The following is a 15,253-nucleotide window of genomic DNA, read 5'->3' as shown; positions in this document are numbered from 1 at the left end:
TTACTCCTGTTTTGCAAGGGTGGTGTCGGTTTGCGTCACGGTGGCAATCTCCGCGGCGCGGTACTGTTTATCCACGATACGCATGAATGGCAGATACAGCATGGCGCCAATCAGCAGGTTGATAAGCTGCATGATGCTGCCGCTGAGATGCCCGGTGACGATAAAACCGCTGATAACAGGCGGCAGCGTCCAGGGGATAAACACCCCGGTGGTGACGGCGACCGCACCAATTTTCATTGCCACGTACTGCACGGTGACCAGCACCAGCGGTACCAGATTGAACGGAATGAGCATGATCGGGTTCATGATCACCGGCAGGCCGAACAGAATCGGCTCGTTGATGTTAAACACCGAGGCCCCCGCGCCCAGGCGTGCCACTTCGCGCATGTTTTTACTGCGGGCGAAAATCAGCATCGCAATCACCAGCGACAGCGTGGCCCCTGCGCCGCCCATCCAGATCATGTCAAAAAACTGTTCGGTGATAATGTGCGGTGGGGTAGCGCCGGCCTGAATGGCGGCGATGTTATCGGTCTGGTTCTCCATCCACAGCGGGCGAATAATGCCGTTGATCATCGAACCGGAGTTAATGCCCACTGACCACAGAATGGTGATGCTGAAGACCGTCATCAGCGCGCCAAAATAGGAAGTGCCGTAGTGGCGAACCGGGGTTGCTACTACCTCGTAAATAAACTGATGGATGGTGTTGTAATGGGTGTTTTCAAAGCCGATGCGGATCATCAGCACCAGGATCATCACCAAGAGGGCAGGGATCAGCGCCGCGAACGACTCCTGCACCGCAGGCGGCACGCCATCCGGCATTCTGATAACCAGTTTTTTGCGCTTCAGCCAGCAGAACAGCTCCGTCCAAAGCAGAGAGCCAATCATCGCCACGAATAACCCTTTACTGCCAATCCACTCTACCGGCATGACGGTGATGCCACCCTGTTCCGCCACTTTGATAAAAGGGGTCAGGATCAGAAAGGCGACCAGCGCCAGAATGCCGCAGGAGATACGGTCTTCGCCATAGTGTTCAGCCAGGCGATAGGCGACCAGGAAGCTGATAAACAGCGACATGGTCGAGAACACCGCGTTGAACGGGATTTCGATAATCGCGCTCCAGCTTTCCCCAAACGCCTGAGACATAAACTGCTGATAGGTTTGATTGGGAAAGGAGGAGATCACCAGCAGGATGGAGCCGACGATGATAAACGGCATGAATGAAACGTAGGCACCGCGAATGGCACCAAGATGACGCTGCTGGGCCGTTTTGGCCGCCAGCGGCATCAGTTTTGCTTCAAGAAATCCCAGAACATTGTTCATTGTGAACTCCGTACAAGATTGAGAGGTGTTGTTTATGTTATCTCTGGGGATTATCAGTGAAGCGCGGCGAGCGAAAGGTGAAATCGGTCACAAAGCAATCGCTGGTGTATTATAAATCTCATAAGATTAGTTCTGGAGTTTGTTGCGATGGAAATCAAACTGCACGCCAATGCGACCACGACGCCGCGCATCCGCCGTTATCTTCAACAGTCTGAGAAGAGCGACAGAGAGCTGGCCGTAGAGCTGGGGATTTCGGTCACCACCGTCAGACGCTGGCGCAATCGCGACCAGGTGTCGGATAACCATACGACGCCTAAAGTGATACACAAAGCGATGAGACAAGAGCAGGTTGCGCTGGTGAATGCCCTGCGTGACATCCTGGGCGCGCCGTTGGATGACCTGCTGCTTATGGTTAACGACGTCCTGGGCATTGCCGTTTCCCGCGCCACCCTGAACCGCTATCTCAAACCGGCCGCTGCAAAGCAAAAAGGGATCCCCTTGCAGGGGAAAAAGGCGCTGAAAGCGGGTATTACGCCCCATGCACTGGAACTGCACCATTTGCCTTTGTCGCTGCATATGGACGACGGCGGGGAGCAGCATCTGCTTTGGGCGCGAGAGCCGGTGAGCGGCTGGTGCTATGCCCGGCTTTATGCGGGGCTGTCGCCTCAACGACTGAATACCTGGACGCAGGAGGTGCTGGCGGCGTGTCCGGCTGCTATACAATCTATTGAGACTTTTGGTTTTGAGGCGACGCTGGCTGTTAACAACATTGCGGTGAAGGCACATCAACGTACCTGCAGTGCACTTCAGGTGATGGTGCCCTTACGCGATATTATTCCGCGGGTGAATGTGGAACCGGCGGGGGCGCTATTGATGACCTTGTGCGAGTTTTACAACCGGGGTAAAGCGCAGAAAAAACTGGGGGAAAGTACGCCGCAGGCCTTTCTGGAAGGGCTGCGGCGCGAGGCTTAAAGAATGTCGAGCACATCTTCCGGCGGACGCCCAATGCGCGCCTTGCCGTTTGCCACCACAATTGGGCGTTCAATGAGCTTCGGGTTGTCAACCATCGCCTGCACGAGCTCAGCTTCAGTGAGACGCGTGTCGTCCAGGTTAAGTGACTTATAGAGATCCTCTTTCTGGCGCATCAACTCACGTGCACTGCCCATGCCCAGCATATACAGGAGCTGGCGGATCGTCTGCGCGTCTGGTGGTGTCTCCAGATACAGCACCACCTCAGGCTCTACGCCGTTGGATTTCAGCAGGCTGAGGGTGTCGCGGCTCTTGGAGCAGCGAGGGTTATGGTAGATTTTTACCGCGTCAGTCATATTTTCTTCCTTTTTACATCTTTTCGTACGGCTTGAAGCGCTGCTGTAGCGCGCGCAGCTGATCGATACGCGCATCGTAACGGGCCTGTTGCAGGCTGCCAAGTTTGACCTGTGAACTGGCGCTGCTGAGCATCGAAATGGCCTGATCCAGACGCCCCACCAGGGCAAACCCTTCGGCGCGTGCCGCCAGCTCCTGATCGCGGTTGCCCAGCTGGGCTTCTGCCTGAGCGAGCAGATCCCAGCCGTTTTGATCGTCTTTATTGTCGAAGGTGTAGCGGTTCAGAATGGTGGCCGCTTCACCCGGCTGGCCGCCCTGCAGATAAGCGTTCGCCAGGTTAAGCTGCAGCACCGGGTTGGTCCGCACCTCTTTGGCACCTTTCAGGCGGTTAATCGCATCGGCAGGTCTCTTCTGCCCCAGATCGATATCCGTGGAAAGATCGAGATACCACGGGTTATTCGGGTCGGCGGCCAGCAACGGTTGCAGCGTTTTTCGCGCTTCGTCGTATTTGCTGGCTTCCATCGCCTGCAGGGCACGGCCGTATTGCGCCGCGTTCTTCTCGCGCACGTTGCCTTTTGCCAGGGCATCCAGCAGGTCGCTGGTGAGCTGGTTGCGCCCGGAATTGTACATGCCCAGCGTTCTCACTTTCGCCATGTAGAAATCCTGTGAGGATTGCACCACCACCGGACGCATCTGATTGGCACGGTTACGCGCATCGGACAGACGGCTTTCCGGTAACGGGTGGGTGAGCAGAATTTCGGGTGGACGTGACGAGTAGCGTGCCTGATCGAGCAGTTTTTCCAGGAAGCTGGGCATGGCCTGTGGGTCAAAGCCCGAGCGCTGTAACACCTGGATGCCAATGCGGTCCGCTTCCTGTTCGTTTTGCTGGGTGAAACTGATCATCCCCTGGCGCGTGCCTGCCAGCGTGCCGGTTAATGCGGCCATCCCGGCCTGCGGGCTGGCCATAGCCAGCAAAATAGAGCCCAGCGCACCCACCCAGGTCAGGGGCGCGTTGCGTTTCTGGTCTTCCATCGCACGGGCCAGATGGCGCTGGGTCACGTGGGAAATTTCGTGCGCCATGACCGACGCCAGCTGGCTTTCGTTATCGGAATAACGGAATAACGCCGAATGCAGCACCACGTTACCGCCAAAGAAGGCGAAGGCGTTGATTTCGTCGTTATTGATTAAATAGAAGTGGAAGGGGGTTTTTACCGAGTTGGCGTGCGCGACCAGGCGCATCCCCAGACCATTAATGTACTGCACCAGCAATGGGTCATTGATCAGCGGAGCACTGCCGCGCAACTGGCGAACATAGTAATCACCCATCTGCATCTCCTGACCAATGGAGAGCGTGCTTCCTGCTGTGGTGCCCATGTCCGGCAATGAATCGGACGAATCAGCGAAAGCTGGCAACACCTGACCGACCGTTACGGCGGCAATCAGTGTCGCAACCACTGTTTTTTTCAACTGCCTGAACATAACCACTGTCCTGTATTTTGGATGTGCTAATTTGACCGATGAACCCGCATATCGTTCATCTCCACTGCCCTGCGAGTGTAGCCGTGTTGTGGCATGAAGAAAATCCCATTCATCAGGCTTTTGCGGATTGTGACAGCGATACAAAAAGCGAAAGTCTTTTTTGTGACAGTTAGATACAATTCACCTTCTGACTCCCGTCATTCGATTCAGGGAAGGGTTGTATGCTCGAAATGTTAATGCAGTGGTACCGGCGCCGGTTTAGCGACCCGGAAGCCATTGCTTTGCTGGTTATTCTGGTTGCCGGGTTCGGTATTCTGTTCTTCTTCAGCGGCCTTCTGGCACCACTGCTGGTGGCCATTGTGCTGGCCTATCTGCTGGAGTGGCCAACCGCGCGGCTGGAGAATATCGGCTGCTCCCGACGCTGGGCGACCAGCATCGTGCTGGTGCTGTTTGTTGGCATTCTGCTGTTGATGGCGTTTGTGGTCATGCCCGTCGCCTGGCAGCAGGGGATCAACCTGATCCGCGATATGCCCGGCATGTTAAATAAGCTTTCCGATTTTGCCGCCACGCTGCCGCGTCGTTATCCGGCGCTGATGGACGCGGGGATCATCGATGCGATGGCCGAAAACATGCGCGCCCGCATCATGACCATGGGCGATTCGGTGGTGAAATACTCCCTGGCGTCGCTGGTTGGGCTCCTTACGCTCGCCGTCTACCTGGTGCTGGTGCCGTTGATGGTGTTCTTCCTGGTGAAGGACAAAGACCAGATGCTCAACGCCGTGCGGCGTATTCTGCCGCGTAATCGCGGGCTGGCCGGGCAGGTGTGGGAAGAGATGAATCAGCAGATCACCAACTACATTCGCGGCAAGGTGCTGGAGATGATTGTGGTTGGGGTCGCGACGTGGATTGGCTTCCTGATCTTCGGACTTAACTACTCGCTGCTGCTGGCGGTGCTGGTGGGGCTGTCGGTCCTTATTCCGTATATTGGCGCTTTTGTGGTCACCATTCCGGTTGTTGGGGTCGCGCTGTTCCAGTTTGGCCTGGGCACCGAGTTCTGGAGTTGCTTCGCGGTGTACCTGATTATTCAGGCCCTGGATGGCAACCTGCTGGTGCCAGTGCTGTTCTCAGAAGCAGTGAATCTGCATCCGCTGGTGATTATCTTATCGGTGGTGATTTTCGGCGGGCTGTGGGGATTCTGGGGCGTGTTCTTTGCCATTCCGCTGGCGACGCTGATTAAAGCCGTCGTCCATGCATGGCCGGATGTGCCAGCGGTGGAGGAGAAGTAGTTTTTGTGCGGCCTGATGCCCTTCTCTCACGGGGGAGAGGGGGAAAACACTAAAAACGGCAACCAGGTTGCCGTTTTGCATTTATCTTGTAGGTCGGGTAAGGCGAAGCCGCCACCCGACACTCACTTTCAGGCACTTTGTTTCAGCCAGTTCAGCACCACGTCGTGGTGGTTGCTGGTTTTGAAGTCGTCAAAGACATGTTCCACTTTACCGTCAGCGTCAATCAGGAAGCTGATGCGGTGAATGCCGTCATAGGTTTTGCCCATAAACGTCTTCTCGCCCCAGACGCCGAACTGCTCACAGACCTGATGATCTTCGTCGGAAAGCAGCGTGAAGTTCAGCAGCTCTTTTTCAGCAAATCGTGACAGCTTTTCTGGCTTATCGGTGCTGATGCCCAGCACTTCCACGCCGGCTTTTTTCAACTCGTCCATGTTGTCGCGTAAGCCGCAGGCCTGCACGGTGCAGCCCGGGGTCATGGCTTTCGGGTAGAAATAGACCAGAACACGCTGTCCCTGGAAGTCGGTCAAATTTACTTGCTCACCATCCTGATCCGGTAAGCTAAATTTCGGTGCGATGTCACCGGCTTTCAGTGGGTTCATTACTCAACTCCATCCTGTTCATGCTGCGAATAATTTACGACGCTTATACTGCCTTGCGCGTGTAATTCTGTACAGAGGGCTTTGAACGCTTGCTCGATATTTGACGCATCCTGTGATGCAGGACTGTGGGCGGTGATTTGAATAAAGAGGGTAGGAACGGCACTCTCATCAGCCGGTTGTGTGCGGGAAACCAGCTCGGCAATGTTCATCTGATGGCTGTCAAACAGCGCGGTAAAACGCTCGATCAGATGAGGGGAATCAGGAACTTCAACCTGTACCCAGACGGTGGCAGGCATGGCCGGACGCGGACGCGCATTGGTGCGTTTCATCACGATCAGCAAATCCAGCTCTGCGCCTTTCAGCGGCAGGGTAGATTCGATAAGCGTGATGGCGTTCCATGTCCCGGACAGCAGCATAATAAACGTGAACTCTTCGCCCAGCATCGCCAGACGGCTGTCCTCGATATTACAGCCGCAGCTGCTCACGTGGCGGGTAATGGTGTTCACGATACCCGGCCTGTCAGCACCCAGCGCAGTGATAACCAGGTAATGTTGTGATGAGGTTGTCAAACCTGTTCTTCCTTTGCTTGGTTAAGTCTTCCTAAGGAAAGCATAAAAAAAACATGCATACAACCGCCTGAGGGCCTCAGGTCGCTTGCTTTTATTACAGTTCCAAACGTACCATTGAGGCTCTTGTTCGCACAGAGGATGGCTCATGTTCACGGGAAGTATTGTCGCGCTTGTAACACCGATGGATGAAAAAGGTAATGTCTGCCGGTCAAGCATGAAGAAGCTGATTGATTACCATGTCGCCAATGGAACCTCGGCGATCGTTTCGGTAGGGACTACCGGTGAATCTGCAACGCTGAGCCACGAAGAGCACGGCGATGTGGTGATGTTGACCCTCGAACTGGCTGACGGACGTATTCCGGTCATCGCGGGAACGGGCGCGAATGCAACCGCAGAAGCGATCAGCCTGACCCAACGTTTTAACGACAGCGGCGTTGTTGGTTGTCTGACGGTCACCCCTTACTACAACCGTCCTACTCAGGAAGGTTTGTTCCAGCATTTCAAAGCCATCGCTGAACATACTGACTTGCCACAAATTCTGTATAATGTGCCGTCCCGTACTGGCTGCGATATGCTGCCGGAAACCGTTGGTCGTCTCTCGAAAGTAAAAAATATTATCGGGATTAAAGAGGCGACAGGGAACTTAAGCCGCGTTCATCAGATCAAAGAGCTGGTTTCAGACGACTTTATCCTGTTGAGCGGTGACGATGCGACCGCGCTGGACTTCATGCAGCTCGGTGGTCATGGCGTGATCTCCGTAACGTCGAACGTTGCGGCCCGCGATATGGCGGAAATGTGCAAGCTGGCGGCGGCAGGTCACTTTGATGAAGCCCGTCTCATTAATAAACGTCTGATGCCGTTGCACAATAAATTATTTGTCGAACCCAATCCGATCCCGGTGAAATGGGCATGTAAGGAGTTGGGACTTGTAGCAACCGATACGCTGCGTCTGCCAATGACACCGATTACCGACCACGGTCGTGAAATCGTCACTGCAGCGCTGAAGCATGCCGGTTTGCTGTAAAGTTTAGGGAGATTTGATGGCTTATTCAGTACAGAAGTCGCGCCTGGCGAAGGTTGCGAGTGTTTCGCTTGTTATGCTGCTCGCTGCCTGTAGTTCAGACTCGCGCTACAAGCGCCAGGTGAGCGGTGATGAATCCTATCTGGATGCGACCCCGCTTGCTGAACTTCATGCACCGGCTGGCATGATCCTGCCGATTCAGAACGGCGATTATAATATCCCCGTGACCAACGGCAGCGGCCCGGTGGGCAAAGCGCTTGATATTCGTCCGCCAGCACAGCCTCTGGCGCTGGTGAGCGGGGCGCGCACCCAGTTTACCGGTGATACCGCGTCTCTGATGGTGGAAAGCGCACGTGGCAGCACGCTGTGGCCACAGGTGGTGAGCGTCATTCAGTCGAAGAACTACACGATTGACAAGCGCGATGACGCCAGCCAGACGTTAACCACCGACTGGATCGAGTGGAACCGTCTGGATGAAGACCAGCAGTACCGTGGTCGTTATCAAGTCTCCGTTAAACCGCAGGGCTATCAGCAGGCGGTTACCGTTAAGCTGTTGAACCTGGAGCAGGCGGGCAAACCGGTGGCGGATGCTGCCTCTATGCAGCGTTACAGCACTGAAATGCTGAACGTGATTGCGGCGGGTCTGGATAAGAACGCCACAGACGCGGCTAACGCCTCACAGAACCGCAACGGCATGACGTTTGATGTCCAGAGCGGCGCGGATGATACTGGCCTGCCAATGCTGGTTGTTCGTGCGCCATTCAACCAGACCTGGCAGCGCCTGCCAGCGACGCTGGAGAAAGTGGGCATGAAGGTGACCGACAGCACGCGTTCAACCGGTAGCATAACCGCAACGTATAAGCCGCTGTCCGACAGCGCATGGCAGGAGCTGGGCGCACGCGATCCACAGCTCGCTTCCGGCGACTACAAGATTCAGGTAGGCGACCTTGATAACCGCAGTAGCCTGCAGTTTATCGATCCGAAAGGTCACACGCTGACCCAGTCGCAGAACGATGCGCTGGTCGCGGTCTTCCAGGCTGCATTCAGCAAATAAATACGAGGGCTGGTGAATCCAGCCCTTTTTATTTTCGTGCTACGCAAACGTGTGCGTGGCATAATATGCCCAGTTTTGAACACAAATCATCACACCAGGAGTAATCAAGATGCAGAAGCAAGCTGAGTTGTATCGTGGCAAAGCGAAGACCGTATACAGCACGGAAAACCCGGATCTGTTGGTGCTCGAGTTCCGCAATGATACGTCAGCAGGGGATGGCGCACGCATTGAGCAGTTCGATCGTAAAGGCATGGTGAACAACAAGTTCAACCACTTCATTATGACCAAACTGGCCGAAGCGGGTATCCCGACTCAGATGGAAGCGTTGCTGTCCGATACGGAATGTCTGGTGAAAAAACTGGATATGGTTCCGGTTGAGTGCGTCATTCGTAACCGTGCCGCGGGCTCCCTGGTGAAGCGTCTGGGCATTGAGGAAGGCATCGAGCTGAATCCACCGCTGTTCGATCTGTTCCTGAAAAACGACGCCATGCACGATCCGATGGTCAATGACTCCTACTGCGAAACCTTCGGCTGGGTGAACAAAGAGAACCTGGCGCGCATGAAAGAGCTGACCTACAAAGCCAACGACGTGCTGAAAAAACTGTTTGATGATGCTGGCCTGATCCTCGTCGACTTCAAGCTGGAGTTCGGTCTGTTCAAAGGCGAAGTGGTACTCGGCGACGAGTTCTCACCGGACGGCAGCCGTCTGTGGGACAAAGAAACGCTGGATAAAATGGATAAAGACCGTTTCCGTCAGAGCCTGGGTGGCCTGATTGAAGCGTACGAAGCAGTGGCTCACCGTTTAGGCGTTAAGCTCGACTAACTCCCCCATCGCCAAAGGATGTTCATATCCTTTGGCGTCTTACCTTTGTTTCCTATGGTAATCTTGCCGTTAACCGCCTACGATCATAGCTATTATTAATGGAATAGTTCGAGGTAGTTATGCGCTGGCAAGGGCGTCGTGAAAGTGACAATGTAGAAGACAGACGTGGTGATAGCGGTGGCGGCCCTTCCATGGGTGGCCCCGGCTTCCGTTTACCCAGCGGAAAAGGCGGAATCATTCTGCTGATTGTGGTGCTGGTTGCGGGTTACTACGGGGTCGATCTCACCGGGTTAATGACCGGTCAGCCGCTGCAGCAACAGCAGCAATCTCAGCGCTCCATCAACCCAAATGAAGATGAAGCGGCCAAATTTACCTCCGTTATTCTCGCGACCACTGAAGACACGTGGAGCCAGCAGTTTGAGAAAATGGGACGCAGCTACCAGCAGCCGAAGCTGGTGATGTACCGTGGTGCTACCCGCACCGGCTGCGGCACCGGACAGTCGGTGATGGGGCCGTTCTACTGTCCGGCAGACAGCACCGTCTATATCGATCTCTCTTTTTATGATGACATGAAACGCAAACTAGGAGCCGACGGTGATTTTGCACAGGGCTACGTGATTGCGCATGAAGTGGGGCATCACGTGCAAAAATTGCTGGGCATTGAGCCTAAGGTTCGCCAGCTTCAGCAAAACGCCTCGCAGGCGGAGGTCAATCGCCTTTCCGTGCGTATGGAGCTGCAGGCGGACTGCTTCGCGGGCGTCTGGGGTAACAGCATGCAGAAGCAGGGCGTGCTGGAATCTGGCGACCTGGAAGAGGCGTTAAATGCCGCAGAGGCCATTGGTGACGACCGTCTCCAGCAGCAGAGCCAGGGCCGGGTTGTGCCGGACAGCTTCACTCACGGGACGTCAGAACAACGTTACACCTGGTTTAAACGCGGTTTTGACAGCGGTGACCCGGCGCAGTGCAATACCTTCGGTAAAGCCATGTAATGGTGGCGTTTGACCAACTGATTAGCCAGCTTGAGCGCACCGGCCAGCGTCGGCTGGTGGTGCTCAGCGGTGATGCGCAGTGGTCCCTGGCGCAGGCCGGGGCGCTGCGTGATACGCTTTCCGGGGATTGGGTGTGGCTGGATGAAAACCCTTCCCGGGAGATAAGCGGGCTGCTGGGGCGCGAGTTCCGGCATGCTGTTTTTGATGCCCGCGCCGGGTTTGATGTCTCAGCCTTTGCCGCCCTGAGCGGAACGCTGCGTGCCGGGAGCCTGCTGGTGCTGTTGGCTCCCCCGCTTGCGGTGTGGGCAGACACGCCCGACAGTGATTCCCTGCGCTGGAGCGACAGCGCGGAACCCATTCCCACGCCGAATTTCATTCGCCACTTTTGTCAGACGATTACCCGCGATCCCGATGCAATCGTCTGGCAGCAAAACCAGCCGTTAACCCTTCCTCCGTTTCCTGATGCCCCTGACTGGCAACCCGCTAACGGCGCACCCCAGCGCGAGCAGGCGGAGATCCTGCACGCACTTCGTGCAATGCCGAAAGGCGTTGCGGCCGTTACCGCCCCGCGCGGGCGGGGAAAGTCGGCGCTTGCCGGCATGCTGCTGAACAGCATTGAGGGCAGAGCAGTTGTCACCGCACCGGCAAAGGGAGCAACGGAGGTCATCGCACGGTTTGCGGGTGAACATTTTCACTTTATGGCACCGGATGCGCTGCTGGCCTCCTCACACCATGCCGACTGGCTGATTGTCGATGAGGCGGCGGCCATACCCGGCCCTGTGCTGGAGAAGCTGGTTGCGCGCTTTCCACGGGTACTGTTAACCACGACGGTACAAGGGTATGAAGGAACCGGAAGAGGGTTTTTGCTTAAATTCTGCGCGCAGTTCAGCGCCCTGCAGCGTTATACCTTATCCACCCCCGTTCGCTGGGCTGCGGGATGTCCGCTTGAGCGGGTGGTCGCCAGCGCGCTGCTGTTTGACGACACGCTCATCGACCAGCAGCCGAAAGGAGAGGTGCAACTGACCTCTCTGGCCCCCGACGCATGGGAGCACACGCCTGCAATCGCCGCGAGTGTCTACGAGCTGCTTTGTGCGGCCCATTACCGTACCTCGCCGCTGGATCTGCGCCGTATGATGGACGCCCCCGGTCAGCACGTTGCCGTCGCGCAAACGGACCCGGTCATTGCGGGCGCGCTGTGGCTGGTAGACGAAGGCGGGTTAAGCCCGGCGCTAAGTCGCGCAGTATGGGCGGGTTTTCGTCGACCTCGCGGCAACCTTGTCGCGCAGTCTCTGGCCGCGCATGGCGGCACGCCTCTGGCAGCAACGCTGAAAGGTCGACGGATCACGCGCATCGCTGTTCACCCTCACCGGCAACGGGAAGGGATCGGCCGGGCGCTCATCCGCGAGGCCTGCGGGGAGGATTATCTCTCGGTGAGCTTTGGCTTTACCAACGCGCTGTGGCATTTCTGGCAGCAGTGCGGCTTTGTGCTGGTACGGATGGGCAGCCACCGCGAAGCCAGCAGCGGCTGCTACACCGCAATGGCATTATTGCCGCAAAGTGAGGCGGGGCATCGTCTGTGTGAACAGGCCCGGCTGCGCCTGCATCGCGATGCGCGCGTCTTATCATTGTGGAATGGCGAAAAGATCCCGGTGGCAGATGAGTGGGAAGCTACCCTTAATAGTGACGACTGGCTGGAGCTGGCAGGCTTTGCCTTTGCACACCGGCCCTTTGCTACGTCCGTTGCCGCATTGACGCGTTTGCTGCTCGCCGTCGATCTGCCGCTTCCGGCCCTGCGCGGTAAAATTGAGGCACGAAGAGAGGACGCTGCGCTCAGTGCTGAACTGTCGCTCACCGGGCGAAAAGCGGTGCTGGCAAGATTACGCGCTGAAACGGCGCAGGCCCTTGAATGTCTTGATAAAGCACGCAGTCAGCAGCTCAAAAGCGACATTTTGCAATGGCAATTTTTTCAATGACTTCTTCAGTAAAGTGGCATGGTCATTCCCCCCGCAAGGCGTAGAATCCAGGTCATCAATTAAGGAGACCGCCATGAAACACGATCATTTTGTTGTTCAAAGCCCCGACAAACCGGCTAAACAGTTACTGCTGCTGTTTCATGGCGTTGGCGATAACGCCGTCAATATGGGAGAGATTGGTCGCTGGTTTGCACCTGTTTTTCCTGAGGCGCTGATTGTCAGTATCGGCGGCGTGGAGCCGTGTGGCCCAGACGGACGGCAGTGGTTCTCCGTTCAGGGCGTGACGGAAGAGAACCGTCAGACGCGCATTGATGCCATTATGCCGGTCTTTATCGAAACCGTGCGTTACTGGCAGCAGCAGAGCGGCGTCGGTGCCGACGCGACCGCGCTGATTGGCTTTTCACAGGGGTCAATTATGTCGCTGGAGAGCGTGAAAGCAGAGCCGGGTCTGGCTTCGCGCGTGATTGCCTTTAACGGCCGTTTCGCGACGCTACCGACGAGCGCGACCACGCAGACAACGATCCACTTGATCCACGGTGGCGAAGACCGGGTGATTGAGCTTTCGCATGCCGTAGCTGCCCAGGAAGCCCTGATCCGGGAAGGCGGGGATGTGACGCTGGATATCGTTGACGATCTGGGTCATGCGATTGACGATCGCAGCATGCAGTTTGCGCTCGACCATCTGCGCTATACCGTACCGAAGCACTACTTTGATGAAGCGCTCAGCGGCGGTAAGCCGGACGATGATGATATTGTTGAGTTTATGTGATTATTTCCCCTCACCCTAACACTCTCCCCTAAGGGGAGAGGGAACATGGCACCCCTCGCCCCTCTGGGGAGAGGGGCTGGGGGGGAGGGGATTACTTCTTCTGGTCTTTCTTCGGCCAGTCGTCGTCGTCATCCCACTTGTCGTTAAAATCACGATGAGGCGGAAGATCCGGCTTGTTGGCGAGGAATTTTTTATGGTCAACGCGCTTAAGATCTTTAATCACGTTAAGCAATACGCCTACCAGAAACACTAACACCAGAATCCACCAGTACTTTGCAAGCCAATCCATTCGCTATTCCTCTCAGAGCGCTCGTCAGGCGACGATTTGCTCCATAATACGTTGATACATACGGGCCAGCAGTTGTAAATCCGCGGCATTTACACACTCATTGATTTTATGAATGGTCGCGTTCACTGGCCCCAGTTCGACAACCTGAGCTCCCATGCGGGCGATAAAGCGTCCGTCTGAAGTGCCACCCGTCGTCAGCAGTTGTGGCTTAATTTCATTATAGTGCTCGATGGCGTTCACCACCGCATCCACCAGTTTGCCACGCTGTGTCAGGAACGGCTGGCCGGAAAGCCACCAGTCCACGGTGTAACGCAGTTGATATTTTTCCAGCAGGGCGATAACGCGCGCTTTGATCATCTCATCGGTCAGTTCCGTGCTGAAACGGAAGTTAAACTGAACGAAACAATCGCCCGGGATCACGTTGTTGCTGCCGGTTCCTGCCTTCACGTTCGCAATCTGCATGCTGGTTGGCGGGAAGAACTCATTGCCTTTGTCCCACTCAATGCTCACCAGTTCACTCAGCATCGGCGCTGCGCGGTGAACTGGGTTATCGGCCAGATGCGGGTACGCCACGTGTCCCTGTACGCCGTGAATGGTCAGGTTACAGGTTAACGAACCGCGGCGGCCATTTTTCACCACATCGCCCACCACCTCGGTGCTGGACGGCTCGCCGACCAGACAGTAGTCCAGACGCTCGTTGCGGGCCATCAGGGCCTCAACAACCTTGACGGTGCCGTTATGGGCGCTGGCTTCTTCATCAGAGGTAATGAGAAACGCGAGACGGTTTTTATGGTTCGGGTGCTGGGCGACAAAGCGCTCAGCCGCCACAACCATTGCCGCCAGGGAACCTTTCATGTCTGCGGCGCCGCGGCCAAACAGCATGCCATCGCGGATGGTTGGTTCAAATGGAGGGTTGATCCAGCGGTCCGCATCACCTGCGGGAACCACGTCGGTATGCCCGGCAAAGGCCAGCGTTTCGCCCTGGCCACGCCACGCCCAGAAATTCTGGGTGTCGCCAAAATCCATACGCTCCACGGTAAAACCGATGGCACGCAGGCGCTCAATCATTAATGCCTGACAACCTGCGTCGTCCGGGCTAAGGGAAGGACGGCGAATAAGCTGCTGAGTCAGCTCAATGACCGGGCATGACATAAACTACACCTCAACGAAAAAAGTCGGAATAAAGGGTTTCACTGAAACCCAGCAGCATAGGCTGCCCGGGCGCGCAGAGCAATGGGCGTTTGATGATTGCTGGCATTTCAAGCATCAGATTTGCTGCGCTGTTGGCATCCTTGATGCTGGCACGCAGTGATTCGTCCAGCTTGCGCCAGGTCGTGCCGCGGGTGTTCAGCAGCGCGTCCCACCCCAGTTCGTTAATGGCGGTATGCAGAAATTCTGCATCAAGCCCATCGGCACGGTAATCGTGGAAGCGGTACTCGACGTTGTTAGCTTCGAGCCAGCGACGGGCTTTTTTGATCGTGTCACAATTTTTAATGCCGTACATGACAACCATGTTGAATCCTTTTGTTCTTATGACCATTAAATGTTCAGTAAATTCGAAGATATATCCTTAAACGGAATATAACACATTCAGAAACGCTCTGGATTAACACCTCTTTTTAATTCAACTCACACCTGTACGCTGAATATTCTTTCATCATTTAAGCATAGATGTCCATCAGGTATAAATTGCCTGTAAACTCAGCGGGTAAAATAAAACTCACCCGTGCGTAGGGTTATTTCAAAATATTGCTGGCCG

The 15,253-nt window shown here is 55.8% G+C and carries 16 protein-coding genes; 8 read left to right on the top strand and 8 right to left on the bottom strand.

Translation table 11 applies throughout. The features are described from left to right. Window positions 1–1,320: a PTS cellobiose transporter subunit IIC gene (gene celB, locus VF709_RS04695; RefSeq protein ID WP_023620393.1), complete on the bottom strand. Its 1,320-nt coding sequence runs from the start codon at window positions 1,318–1,320 to the stop codon at window positions 1–3. A gap of 147 nt (window positions 1,321–1,467) precedes the next feature. Between celB and VF709_RS04690 the strand changes: the two genes are divergently transcribed. Next, entirely contained in the window at window positions 1,468–2,292 is an 825-nt protein-coding gene (locus VF709_RS04690; RefSeq protein ID WP_114519227.1) for an XRE family transcriptional regulator, read from the top strand. On the opposite strand, the gene arsC is transcribed toward VF709_RS04690, so the two are convergent. Together arsC and bepA are read right to left on the bottom strand one after the other, a co-directional pair. After that, a complete protein-coding gene (arsC, locus tag VF709_RS04685) occupies window positions 2,289–2,645 on the bottom strand; it encodes an arsenate reductase (glutaredoxin) (protein WP_114519228.1) in 357 nt (118 codons plus the stop codon). The two genes, VF709_RS04690 and arsC, sit on opposite strands and share 4 nt — an antisense overlap. 13 nt (window positions 2,646–2,658) lie before the next feature. Then, a complete protein-coding gene (gene bepA / locus VF709_RS04680; protein WP_013098231.1) occupies window positions 2,659–4,122 on the bottom strand; it encodes a beta-barrel assembly-enhancing protease in 1,464 nt (487 codons plus the stop codon). Between the two features lie 221 nt (window positions 4,123–4,343). Here bepA and VF709_RS04675 point away from each other — a divergent pair, with 221 nt between their 5' ends. Beyond that, complete coding sequence (locus tag VF709_RS04675) at window positions 4,344–5,408, top strand: AI-2E family transporter (RefSeq protein ID WP_013098230.1); 1,065 nt, start codon at window positions 4,344–4,346, stop codon at window positions 5,406–5,408. Between the two features lie 128 nt (window positions 5,409–5,536). Here VF709_RS04675 and bcp read toward each other — a convergent pair whose 3' ends face one another. Together bcp and VF709_RS04665 are read right to left on the bottom strand one after the other, a co-directional pair. After that, on the bottom strand, window positions 5,537–6,007 hold the full coding sequence (gene bcp / locus VF709_RS04670; RefSeq protein ID WP_013098229.1) for a thioredoxin-dependent thiol peroxidase: 471 nt from the start codon (window positions 6,005–6,007) through the stop codon (window positions 5,537–5,539). Then, a complete protein-coding gene (locus VF709_RS04665) occupies window positions 6,007–6,576 on the bottom strand; it encodes a glycine cleavage system transcriptional repressor (protein WP_013098228.1) in 570 nt (189 codons plus the stop codon). Before VF709_RS04665 ends, bcp begins: the two co-directional genes overlap by 1 nt. Window positions 6,577–6,721: 145 nt before the next feature. Here VF709_RS04665 and dapA point away from each other — a divergent pair, with 145 nt between their 5' ends. The 6 genes from dapA (at window position 6,722) to ypfH (ending at window position 13,205) form a co-directional block, all read left to right on the top strand. Then, window positions 6,722–7,600 (top strand): 4-hydroxy-tetrahydrodipicolinate synthase, encoded by an 879-nt coding sequence (dapA, locus tag VF709_RS04660; RefSeq protein WP_013098227.1) that lies wholly within the window; start codon window positions 6,722–6,724, stop codon window positions 7,598–7,600. Window positions 7,601–7,616: 16 nt separating this feature from the next. Next, the gene (gene bamC, locus VF709_RS04655; RefSeq protein WP_013098226.1) at window positions 7,617–8,651 is read left to right on the top strand and encodes an outer membrane protein assembly factor BamC; all 1,035 of its coding nucleotides are present in this window, start codon (window positions 7,617–7,619) and stop codon (window positions 8,649–8,651) included. Between the two features lie 109 nt (window positions 8,652–8,760). Further along, window positions 8,761–9,474: a phosphoribosylaminoimidazolesuccinocarboxamide synthase gene (purC, locus tag VF709_RS04650; RefSeq protein WP_008501631.1), complete on the top strand. Its 714-nt coding sequence runs from the start codon at window positions 8,761–8,763 to the stop codon at window positions 9,472–9,474. 119 nt (window positions 9,475–9,593) lie between these two features. Next, entirely contained in the window at window positions 9,594–10,463 is an 870-nt protein-coding gene (gene ypfJ, locus VF709_RS04645) for a KPN_02809 family neutral zinc metallopeptidase (RefSeq protein ID WP_029882266.1), read from the top strand. Next, entirely contained in the window at window positions 10,463–12,436 is a 1,974-nt protein-coding gene (locus VF709_RS04640) for a tRNA(Met) cytidine acetyltransferase TmcA (RefSeq protein WP_149896185.1), read from the top strand. The genes ypfJ and VF709_RS04640 overlap by 1 nt, the downstream gene beginning before the upstream one ends. A 73-nt stretch (window positions 12,437–12,509) precedes the next feature. Next, window positions 12,510–13,205: an esterase gene (gene ypfH, locus VF709_RS04635; protein ID WP_149896186.1), complete on the top strand. Its 696-nt coding sequence runs from the start codon at window positions 12,510–12,512 to the stop codon at window positions 13,203–13,205. Between the two features lie 91 nt (window positions 13,206–13,296). Here the strand turns inward: ypfH and VF709_RS04630 are convergent, their stop codons facing one another. Genes VF709_RS04630 through VF709_RS04620 form a run of 3 tightly spaced genes read right to left on the bottom strand, consistent with a single transcriptional unit; the run spans window position 13,297 to window position 15,007 of the window. Further along, window positions 13,297–13,494: a YpfN family protein gene (locus VF709_RS04630; RefSeq protein WP_013098222.1), complete on the bottom strand. Its 198-nt coding sequence runs from the start codon at window positions 13,492–13,494 to the stop codon at window positions 13,297–13,299. A 24-nt stretch (window positions 13,495–13,518) separates the two neighbouring features. Then, window positions 13,519–14,646 carry a succinyl-diaminopimelate desuccinylase gene (dapE, locus tag VF709_RS04625; RefSeq protein ID WP_013098221.1) on the bottom strand — a complete coding sequence of 376 codons (1,128 nt, stop codon included), beginning with the start codon at window positions 14,644–14,646 and terminating at the stop codon, window positions 13,519–13,521. 10 nt (window positions 14,647–14,656) lie between these two features. Continuing rightward, entirely contained in the window at window positions 14,657–15,007 is a 351-nt protein-coding gene (locus VF709_RS04620) for an ArsC family reductase (protein WP_020689972.1), read from the bottom strand. Between the last annotated feature and the right edge of the window lie 246 nt (window positions 15,008–15,253).

The organism is Enterobacter sp. Lyrl_3 (assembly GCF_051948675.1).
Taxonomy (GTDB): Bacteria; Pseudomonadota; Gammaproteobacteria; order Enterobacterales; family Enterobacteriaceae; genus Enterobacter; species Enterobacter cloacae.
Note: the sequence above shows the minus strand (reverse complement) of the source record. Positions and strands in the feature narration are given on the sequence as shown.

Coding starts and splice junctions, on each gene's coding strand:
- celB (WP_023620393.1), bottom strand. CDS start 1,320: ATGAACAATGTTCTGGGATTTCTTGAAGCAAAACTGATGCCGCTGGCG.
- VF709_RS04690 (WP_114519227.1), top strand. CDS start 1,468: ATGGAAATCAAACTGCACGCCAATGCGACCACGACGCCGCGCATCCGC.
- arsC (WP_114519228.1), bottom strand. CDS start 2,645: ATGACTGACGCGGTAAAAATCTACCATAACCCTCGCTGCTCCAAGAGC.
- bepA (WP_013098231.1), bottom strand. CDS start 4,122: ATGTTCAGGCAGTTGAAAAAAACAGTGGTTGCGACACTGATTGCCGCC.
- VF709_RS04675 (WP_013098230.1), top strand. CDS start 4,344: ATGCTCGAAATGTTAATGCAGTGGTACCGGCGCCGGTTTAGCGACCCG.
- bcp (WP_013098229.1), bottom strand. CDS start 6,007: ATGAACCCACTGAAAGCCGGTGACATCGCACCGAAATTTAGCTTACCG.
- dapA (WP_013098227.1), top strand. CDS start 6,722: ATGTTCACGGGAAGTATTGTCGCGCTTGTAACACCGATGGATGAAAAA.
- bamC (WP_013098226.1), top strand. CDS start 7,617: ATGGCTTATTCAGTACAGAAGTCGCGCCTGGCGAAGGTTGCGAGTGTT.
- purC (WP_008501631.1), top strand. CDS start 8,761: ATGCAGAAGCAAGCTGAGTTGTATCGTGGCAAAGCGAAGACCGTATAC.
- ypfJ (WP_029882266.1), top strand. CDS start 9,594: ATGCGCTGGCAAGGGCGTCGTGAAAGTGACAATGTAGAAGACAGACGT.
- VF709_RS04640 (WP_149896185.1), top strand. CDS start 10,463: ATGGTGGCGTTTGACCAACTGATTAGCCAGCTTGAGCGCACCGGCCAG.
- ypfH (WP_149896186.1), top strand. CDS start 12,510: ATGAAACACGATCATTTTGTTGTTCAAAGCCCCGACAAACCGGCTAAA.
- VF709_RS04630 (WP_013098222.1), bottom strand. CDS start 13,494: ATGGATTGGCTTGCAAAGTACTGGTGGATTCTGGTGTTAGTGTTTCTG.
- dapE (WP_013098221.1), bottom strand. CDS start 14,646: ATGTCATGCCCGGTCATTGAGCTGACTCAGCAGCTTATTCGCCGTCCT.
- VF709_RS04620 (WP_020689972.1), bottom strand. CDS start 15,007: ATGGTTGTCATGTACGGCATTAAAAATTGTGACACGATCAAAAAAGCC.